This window comes from Alteromonas sp. KUL150, from assembly GCF_009811475.1.
Classification (GTDB): domain Bacteria; phylum Pseudomonadota; class Gammaproteobacteria; order Enterobacterales; family Alteromonadaceae; genus Alteromonas; species Alteromonas gracilis.
The window spans coordinates 1-10,187 of the sequence record NZ_BLIJ01000089.1; the positions used below are offsets into that span (position 1 = coordinate 1).

At 52.3% G+C, this 10,187-nt stretch carries 1 protein-coding gene; it reads left to right on the forward strand.

Going from position 1 to position 10,187, the window contains the following annotated elements:
* Positions 1–4 precede the first annotated feature (4 nt).
* Positions 5–10,187, forward strand: a 10,183-nt coding sequence (locus GVO62_RS19125; RefSeq protein ID WP_441296387.1) for an Ig-like domain-containing protein, incomplete at its 3' end; no start/stop codon positions are given.

The following is a 10,187-nucleotide window of genomic DNA, read 5'->3' on the forward strand; positions in this document are numbered from 1 at the left end:
CACTATCGATACCATAGCGACTGGTAACGACACTACGCCATCCCTCTCAGGTACCACTAATGCCACTCCTGGTAGCATAGTGACGTTAACCATTACCGATAGCGCGGGCAACACGCAAACTGTAACTGCCACTGTGCAAGCAGACGGCACCTATAGCGTTGATGTGCCTGCCGAATTAGCCGAAGGTGATTTTACCGTTAATGCCAGCGTGACCGACGAAGCGGGCAACACAGCAACCACAGATACTGCCGGCGTGATTGATACCACTGCACCGTCGATCACAATCGACACCATAGCGACAGGTAACGACACCACGCCGACCCTTTCAGGTACCACCGATGCCGCACCGGGAAGCACAGTTACGCTAACCATTACCGATAGCGCAGGTAATACTCAAACCGTAACTGCTATCGTGCAAGCAGACGGCACCTATAGTGTTGACGTACCCGCTGAATTAGCTGAAGGTGAATATACCGTTAACGCCAGCGTGACCGATGAAGCAGGCAATACAGCAACCGCTGATACCACAGGCGAAATTGATACCACAGCACCGTCGATCACTATCGATACTATAGCTACAGGTAACGACACCACGCCGACCCTTTCAGGTACCACCGATACCGCGCCGGGCAGTACAGTTACGCTAACCATTATCGACAGTGCAGGCAATACTCAAACCGTAACTGCCACTGTGCTTATCGACGGCACCTATAGTGTTGATGTACCTGCTGAATTGGCCGAGGGTGAATTTACCGTTAACGCCAGCGTGACTGATGAAGCAGGCAATACGGCCAATGCCGAAGCACAAGGTGCTATCGATGTGACGGCACCAACCATCTCATTAAACGACCCAGGAATAAATGGCGATGCTACACCCACACTTTCGGGGTTAACGGATGCCGAGCCCGGAAGCACGATAACCCTTACCGTTACCGATAGTGCTGGCGTTACTCAAACCTTTACCACCACTGTGCTTGCCGATGGTACCTTTACCGTTGAAGTTCCAAATGCGGTGGCTGAAGGTACATACAGCGTAACTGCTGAGGTGACAGATGGTGCGGGTAACACCGCACAAGCAACAGCAAGCGGCGATTACGATTCTACGAGTCCTTCGACGACTGTAAATCAACCTGCGCCAACGAACGATACTACGCCAAACGTTTCTGGTGAAACCGATGCCCCTCCAGGCAGTGAAGTCGTCATTGTTGTTACAGATAGCGAGGGTAACGAGCAAACAATCGTCACTACAGTGGGCGCTGACGGCACGTTCAACGAAGATGTGCCAGCGGAACTTAGCGAAGGTGAGTACACGGTAGATGTTACTGTAACAACACCAGCAGGCAACAGTTCTACCACCACAGTGACTGGCGAAATTGACACCACCCCGCCGATTGTGAACATCGACCCGCAAACTGACGGTAGCGACACCACGCCAACGATTTCTGGCTCTACCGATTTACCACCTGGTTCAACAGTAACTATTGTGGTGACCGACAGCGCGGGCAACACACAAACTATCGATGCCATCGTTGATGAGAACGGTGATTTTAGCGTAGACGTACAAACGCCGCTTACTGAGGGTGAATATACCGTAGAAGCCAGAGCAACAGACGAGGCAGGCAATACAACGACTGTCACTGAAAATGGCGGCAACATTGATACGCAAGCCCCCACCATTTCACTAGAACCACTTGGCACAGGTAACGACACGACACCGTCAATTAGCGGTTCTACAAACTTGGAAGCGGGCAGCACGGTTACACTTACCGTTACCGATAGTGCTGGAAACAGCCAAACCTTTACTGCCACAGTAGACGAGAACGGCGAATTTAGCGCAGACGTGCCTGCCGAACTCGCTGACGGCGACTACACTGTTGAAGCAACAGCTACCGATGCTGCGGGTAATAGTGCTTCGACGTCACAAACTGGCACCGTGGACAGCAATGCGCCAAGCTTAACCCTTGACCCACTGGGTGATGATAACGACACCACGCCCACTATTTCCGGCACTACCGATTTACCCGCTGGCAGCACTGTTACACTGTCTGTTACCGATGCGCTTGGCAATACACAAACGTTCGCGGCGACGGTAGATGGTTCAGGTAATTTCAGTGTCGATGTGCCCAACCCATTAGCGGAAGGTGAATATAGCGTAACGGCTACAGCAACTGACGGCGATGGTAATGCGACAATAGTAACCGACAATGGCGGCGTTGTAGATACCACCGCGCCTACGCTTACCCTTGAAAACCCTGGCAGCACGGGCGACACCACACCCACACTTTCAGGCACAACAGACCTTCCTGAAGGAAGCACGGTTACACTTGTCGTAACAGATAGCGCTGGAAACACGCGAACTATCAATGCCTTGGTCGATGCGAATGGTAACTTTAGCGTAGATGTGCCAAACGCACTTGCTGACGGCGACTTTACTGTGACTGCCAGTGCAACCGACAGTGCAGGCAATACCGCGAATGCCAATACAACAGGTAATGTAGATAGTGAAGCGCCACTGTTAGCCCTTGATACACAAGGCGCTACCAGCGATGTTACCCCAACTATCACAGGTACTACCGACGTGGCACCTGGCACACTGGTTACCATTACTGTGGTAGATGCCAACGGTAGCTCGCAAAGTTTCCAAGCAGCCGTGCAAGCAGACGGCACATTCAGTGCCGATGTGCCTAGCGCCCTGGCTGAAGGCGACTTTATCGTTACGGCAACAGTAAGCGATGCACAAGGCAACACCGCGACGGCGAACGAAACCAATGGAAGTATTGATACACAAGCGCCTATTGTTAGCGTTAATCCGTTAGATTCAGGTAATGACACTACGCCGGTTATTTCAGGTAATACAGATTTACCTGAAGGCTCTGTCGTTGTGATCACCGTAACTGACAGCAATGGTGACACGCAAACCATTAACGCATTGGTTGATGCTGACGGCAACTTTGCAACAGAGGTATTGTCTCCACTGCCTGAAGGAGATTACAGCGTCGAAGTTACTGCAACAGATGATGCAGGTAATTCAACAACCGCAACTGAGGACGGTGGCAATATTGACACCACCGCCCCTGTACTTACGCTAAATCCGCAGGGCACAGGCAACGATGAAACGCCTAACATATCGGGCAGCACTGATTTAGCACCGGGAAGCACGGTAACGTTAACCGTCACAGATAGCGCAGGCAATACACAAACCTTTGACGCCATTGTGGACGCAAACGGTGACTTCAGCGCGGATGTTCCAAACGCTATACCAGACGGCAGCTACACTGTAACAGCAAGTGCCTCAGACAATGCGGGTAATACAACCACCACCTCTGATACCGGTACGCTAGATACCAGCGCCCCTGCGTTGACACTAGATGCGCAAGTTACGGTTAGCGATACTACACCAACCATTTCAGGTACGACTGACCTACCCGCGGGTTCAACCGTGACGCTTTTTGTCACTGACAGTGCAGGCAACACCCAAACCTTTACTGCACTTGTTGATGCGAGCGGTAACTTTAGTGCTGATGTCCCCGCGCCTCTTGCCGAAGGTGATTACTCAGTAACCGCTACCGCTGCAGACAGCAACGGAAATAGTGCATCTGTCACCGACAATAACGGTATCGTCGATACCGTCGCCCCCGTTATTTCACTAAATGCGCTGGGTTCAAATAACGATACTACGCCGACCATTTCAGGTACTACGGACTTAGCAGCAGGTGAGAGCGTAACACTGTCGATCACCGATAACGCTGGCAATACACAAACGGTGACCGCAACGGTTGACGCAAACGGCAACTTTACTGTGGATGTGCCAGCTGCACTGGCTGAAGGTGACTATACGGTTACCGCAACGGCCACCGACGATGCTGGCAACAGTGCGTCAGCCAATGCAACCGGCACCATTGACACCACCTCGCCTACCCTAACCTTAGACCCTAAAGGGTTAGGCAACGACACAACGCCAACCATTTCGGGAAGTACAGATCTAGCGGAAGGTAGCGTGGTCTCCTTGGTTATCACAGACAGTGCTGGCAACATTCAAACGGTTACAGCAACAGTTGATGCTGCAGGAAACTTTGCGGTTGATGTGCCCAGTGCCCTTGCTGAAGGCTCGTACAGTGTTGAAGCTACCGCCATTGATGAAGCAGGCAACAGCACGTCGGTTCTCGATAATTCAGGCGTAATCGACATCACGTCACCTGAGCTAAATCTTGACGAATTAACGCCAGAGAATAACGCTACGCCAACCATTTCTGGCACCACAAACCTTCCAGCTGGCGCCATTGTCACATTAACGGTGGTCGACAGTGCGGGTAATACGCAAACCTTTGCCGCTACGGTACAAACCAACGGCAGTTTTTCAGCCAACGTACCTTCACCACTAGCTGAAGGTGACTATACGGTTACCGCAACGGCTCAAGACGCGGCAGGTAACCAAGGTTCTGATTCTGAAACGGGTGGCAGCGTAGATACCACAGCGCCTGTTATCACTCTGGATCCGCTTGGTACAGGTAACGATAACACGCCTACCATTAGCGGAAACACCGACCTGGCCGCAGGAAGCACAGTAACTATCACAGTAACTGACAGCGTTGGCACTGTGCAGACGTTTACTGCAACCGTAGATGCTAACGGCGACTTCAGTGCAGATGTGCCTAATCCTATGGCAGACGGAAACTTCGACGTTACTGCAACGGCCACTGATGCTGCAGGCAATACTGCTACAGATACAGTGAGCGGCGACATAAACTCTGCCGCACCTACCCTATCCCTTGATCCTCTTGGGTCTGGCAACGACACCACACCGACTATTTCAGGTAACACCGACTTAGCGCCAGGTAGTACTGTAACGCTGACTGTGACTGACAGTGCTGGAACCACACAGACATTCAGTGCCATAGTGCAAGGCGATGGAAGCTTTACGGCTGATGTTCCTGCAAGCTTACCTGAAGGTGACTATTCTGTTACTGCGACCGCCACAGACGGCGCTGGCAACAGTGCATCAGTGACCGAAAATGGCGGTAACATCGATACCACAGCCCCATCGATAACCATCGATACACAAGGGCTTGGCAATGATGCAACGCCATCTATCTCTGGCACCACAGACCTCAATGCTGGCGAAACCGTTAGCATAAGCGTGACAGACAACGCTGGAAATACCCAAACATTCACTGCAACCGTTCAAAACGATGGCACTTACAGTGCTGATGTTCCTGCCGATTTAGCTGAAGGCAGTTTCAGTGTGACTGTCACTGCGACTGACGATGCGGGTAATTCAGCAACGGCAATAGATAATAACGGTGTCATAGATACAGCAGCCCCCACCGTAACGTTAGACGCACAAGGCCTGACCAACGACGCTACACCGACTATATCGGGAACCACCGACTTGGCTGCGGGAAACACTGTAAGCATTAGCGTGACTGACAGCCAAGGCAATACGCAAACCCTCACTGCCACCGTTCAAGCGAACGGTAGCTTTAGCGCTGATGTGCCAGTTGACCTTGCAGAAGGCGATTACACAGTAGAAGTGACGGCGACTGATGATGCGGGAAATCAAAACACAGCGGTTGATAATAACGGTACAGTTGACACCACTCCACCTGTTATCAACTTAGATCCAGTAGCCAGCGGCAATGACGCAACGCCAGTATTAAGCGGTACTACCGACTTGCCAGAGGGAGCAACAATTACGCTGGTTGTCACCGATGCAGGCGGTAACGTACAAAATCTTACCGCCACGGTAAATGCGGATGGCACTTTCTCAGTTGAAGTACCCAGCGCGCTTGTTGATGGCGATTACGATGTAACAGCCAGTGCGAGCGATGCTGCGGGCAATAGCACGACAGTGACGGATAGCGGCAATATTAATACAAGCGCCCCGGACATTACACTAGATGCCCTTGGCCAGACAAACGACGCTACGCCTCTTATTTCAGGTACAACTAACGCGCCAGTTGGTGCAACCGTCACTTTAACAGTGACAGATAGTGCTGGAGCAGTTCAAACCTTTACTGCAACAGTACAAGGAGATGGCACCTTCAGCGCAAGCGTACCGTCAGACTTGGCCGAAGGTAGCTACACAGTTGTCGCAGAGGTGACTGACGGAGCCGGAAATACAGGCTCTGACTCTGAAACTGGCGGTGTGGTAGATACCACATCACCGGCTATTGATGTGGCAGATCCGGGTGTTGGCAATGATGCAACACCGACCATTAGCGGAACGACAGACCAGCCAGCCGGAAGCACGGTTTCAATTACCGTCACCGATAACGCTGGCAATATACAAACCTTATCAGCAACCGTGCAAAGCGACGGCTCTTTTAGCGTAGACGTACCCGCCACTTTGGCTGAGGGTAGCTACACAGTTCAGGCTACGGTTGTTGATGAAGCTGGCAATACAGCGTCCGACGCTGAAACCGGCTTAATCGACACAATTTCACCTGTTATTACGCTGGACGAGCCAGGCACAGTTAGCGACTCAACCCCAACCATAAGCGGCACTGTAGATTTACCGCAAGGCTCTACAGTGCAAATAACGGTTGTTGATAGTGCGGGTAATACTCAGGTGTTCTCTGCATTGGTTGCCGCGGGCGGCGCATTCTCTGCCGACGTACCAGCGGCAATGGCTGAAGGGAACTTCACTGTTTCAGCAAACGCGACTGATACAGCAGGCAACAGTACAACCAATAACGAGGCAGGCGTAGTTGATACACTTGTACCTACGCTTACCATAGATGTTGCCGATACCACTAACGACGCGACGCCACTCATTACCGGTACAACCGATGAACCTGCGGGCTCTGTGGTCACTATTTTGGTAACGGATAGCGCTGGTGCGACCCAGACCTTAAGTGCAGTGGTACAGGCCGATGGTTCTTTCTCTATCTCCCCTGGTACGGATTTAGCTGAAGGCGACTTCACGGTAAGCGCTACCATCAGTGATGAGGCAGGTAATACAGCGACAGCGAGTGATGCTGGAAGCATAGACGCTACAGCACCATCACTAACCTTAACGCCACTTGAGGAAGGCAATGACACAACGCCTACTCTATCTGGTAGCGCAAACCTTGCGCAGGGTAGTGAAGTTACGCTTGTGGTAACTGACAGCGCAGGAAATGTTCAAACCATCACAGCTACAGTTGATGTAAATGGAAACTTTACAGTGGATGTGCCTGCGCCTTTAGCGGAAGGTGCATACAGTGTTGAAGCCACGGCGAGTGATGAAGCGGGTAATAGCACTACCGTCGTAGACAACACAGGTATTATTGATACAACAGCCCCTACCCTATCGTTAGATACACTAGCCTCAGACAGCGACACAACGCCTACAATATCAGGGAATACTGACCTGCCTGCAGGCGCGACAGTAACGATTACGGTTACGGATAACGCAGGTGTAAGCCAAACCTTCGATGCAACCGTTCAGGGAGACGGCAGTTTCTCGGCCGATGTGCCAAGCCCCATGTCTGAAGGAGGGTATACCGTTACCGCCGTTGCCCAAGACCCAGCAGGCAATGAAACTACTGCCACTGAAACAAACGGTAGCGTAGACACTACCGCGCCGACGATCAACTTAGATGCACAAGGCACAGGTAACGATACTACGCCAACCATCACCGGTAGCACCGATTTAAGCCCGGGTAGTTCAGTGACCATCACCGTCACCGACAGCGCGGGAGCAGAACAGACATTTACGGCTATTGTCGATAGCGTTGGTAATTTCAGCGCCGACGTGCCCAATGCAATGGCAGACGGAAACTTCGATGTTACTGCTACCGCCACAGATGCCGCTGGAAACTCGGCGTCTGATACTACCAGCGGCAATATCAATACAGCCGTGCCAAACCTAACCTTGGACTCGCTTGGTACAGGAGACGACACCACCCCGACCATTTCCGGTACTACAGATATTGCGCCTGGCAGCACCGTATCCATCAGCGTTACCGATAGTGCCGGAAACACCCAAACATTTGGCGCTATTGTTCAGGCTAATGGCACCTTCTCTGTAGATGTTCCAGCAGCCTTATCTGAAGGTAATTATTCAGTCACCGCAAGTGCGGCAGATGGCGCGGGTAATACGGCAACCGCAAACGAAAATGGCGGTGTTATCGATACTACTGCGCCAGCTGCGCCTACTGTTGATGCAGGCAACGGTACCGAAATTACCGGCACAGCCGAAGCAGGCGCTGTCGTAAACGTAGACGTTGACGGTGATGGTACACCTGATTTCACAGTGATTGCTGATGGCGATGGTAACTGGTCAATAACACCCACTACACCACTAGCCGATGGCGTAGTTGTCACGGCAACCGCAACCGATGAAGCTGGCAATACGAGTAGCCCAGCGTCTGATACGGTAGACGCTGTCGCGCCAGTCGTTGCCTTTAACGACCTAACAACTAACGACACCACGCCTGCACTTACCGGTTCGGTGGACGATCCAACCGCCATCGTGGTCGTTACCATTAACGGTACAGACTATACTGCTACAAATAATGGTGATGGCAGCTGGACACTGGCTGACGATATCGTTGCCGCGCTGGCTGAAGGTAGCTATACCGCTACGGTTACTGCTACTGATGCCGACGGTAACACCGGAACTAACTCTGGCACTGTGGTGATTGACACCACTGCTCCAGCAGCGCCTACCGTCGATGCAGGTAACGGCACTGAAATTACGGGTACTGCGGAAGCAGGGGCAACTGTAAATGTGGACGTGGATGGCGACGGCACGCCAGACTTCACCGTCATCGCAGATGGCGATGGAAATTGGTCAGTAACACCCACTACACCGCTGGCCGACGGCGTTGTAGTTACGGCAACGGCGGTTGATGAAGCTGGCAATGGTAGTGCGCCAGCGTCAGATACAGTAGACGCTGTTGCACCAGTCGTTGCAATCAATGACTTAACCACTAATGACGCTACACCAGAGCTAACCGGAACGGTTGACGATCCAAGCGCTATCGTAGTAGTGACCATTGATGGCGTGGACTACACCGCAACTAACAATGGAGATGGAAGCTGGACCCTGGCTGACGATGCAGTGGCTGCACTCGCAGATGGTAGCTATACCGCTACCGTTACTGCCACGGATGCCGATGGCAATGTGGGTTCAAATTCTGGAACGGTAGTGATTGATACTACACCACCTGCGTTACCTACTGTTGATGCGGGCAACGGCACTGAAATTACGGGTACTGCGGAAGCAGGGGCAACTGTAAATGTGGACGTGGATGGCGACGGCACGCCTGATTTCACCGTCATCGCTGATGGCGACGGCAATTGGAGTATTACGCCTGATACACCGCTTGCCGATGGCGTAATTGTGACCGTAACGGCAACTGACGCAGCGGGTAACATTAGCAACCCAGCCTCAGACACGGTTGACGCGGCAGCGCCAGTCGTTACCTTCAACGATTTAACGACTAATGATACAACACCGGCGCTTACTGGTTCCGTTGACGACCCAACGGCTACTGTAGTAGTCACTATTGACGGTAATGACTACACCGCCACTAACAACGGTGAGGGCACTTGGACGCTAGCTGATGATGCGGTGGCGGCACTTCCTGAAGGTAGCTATACCGCAACGGTTACTGCAACCGACCCAGAAGGTAATGTGGGTACTAATACTGGCACAGTGGTTATTGATACCACAGCACCAGCAGCGCCTACCGTTGAAGCGGGCAACGGCACTGAAATTACCGGCACAGCCGAAGCGGGCGCAACGGTAAATGTGGATGTAGACGGAGACGGCACGCCAGATTTCACTGTCATCGCTGATGGCGACGGCAATTGGAGCGTAACGCCAGATACACCATTAGCAGATGGAGTTGTAGTAACGGCAACAGCAACCGATGAAGCGGGCAACACAAGTGGGCCTGCATCTGACACGGTAGACGCCGTGGCACCTGTTGTAACCATCAATGATGTAACGACCAACGACACTACGCCTGCACTAACGGGTACGGTTGATGACCCAACGGCTACTGTAGTAGTCACCATTGACGGCAACGACTATACCGCTACCAATAACGGTGACGGTACGTGGACGCTGGCCGATGACGTAGTCGCTACACTCGCCGAAGGTAGTTACCCAACATCTGTTACTGCAACTGACGATGCGGGTAATACCGATACCGACACTGGTACTGTAGTAATTGATACCACCGCGCCTACCGTTG